Annotated in this window: 1 pseudogene; it reads left to right on the top strand. The window is 40.6% G+C overall.

Annotated features, from left to right (window positions below):
• Positions 1-614, top strand: a pseudogene (locus KQ486_RS14205) (terminase); the annotation flags it as partial.

Here is a 614-nt window from a genome sequence, read left to right as displayed (position 1 = left end):
TAACTGGCGTAATGAATCGAACGCTTTCAATGTTTGGTACAAGTTGGTCACAGATATGGAGTACAATCACTAATTTTGTTAGCAGTATTTGGAGCACTGTTACAAGTTGGTTCAGTCGTGTTGCTTGGAGTGTGGCTGAAAAAATGGGACAAGCATTAAACTTTATTATCACAAAAGGTTCTGAATGGGTTTCTAACATTTGGAATACAGTTACAAGTTTCGCGAGTAAAGTAGCTGATGGGTTTAAAAGAGTTGTCTCAAATGTAGGTGACGGTATGAGTGATGCACTTGGTAAGATTAAAAGTTTCTTCAGTGATTTCTTAAATGCCGGAGCGGAATTAATCGGCAAAGTAGCTGAGGGTGTAGCCAATGCTGCGCACAAAGTAGTCAGCGCGGTAGGCGATGCGATTTCATCAGCTTGGGACTCTGTAACTTCATTCGTAAGTGGACACGGTGGAGGTAGTAGCTTAGGTAAAGGTTTAGCGGTATCACAAGCAAAAGTAATTGCTACAGACTTTGGCAGTGCCTTTAATAAAGAGCTATCCTCTACTTTGACAGATAGTATAGTAAATCCTGTAAGTACTTCTATAGACAGACACATGACTAGCGATGTT

This window comes from Allobacillus halotolerans (assembly GCF_018967645.1).
Taxonomy (GTDB): Bacteria; Bacillota; Bacilli; order Bacillales; family Alkalibacillaceae; genus Allobacillus; species Allobacillus halotolerans.
Note: the sequence above shows the minus strand (reverse complement) of the source record. Positions and strands in the feature narration are given on the sequence as shown.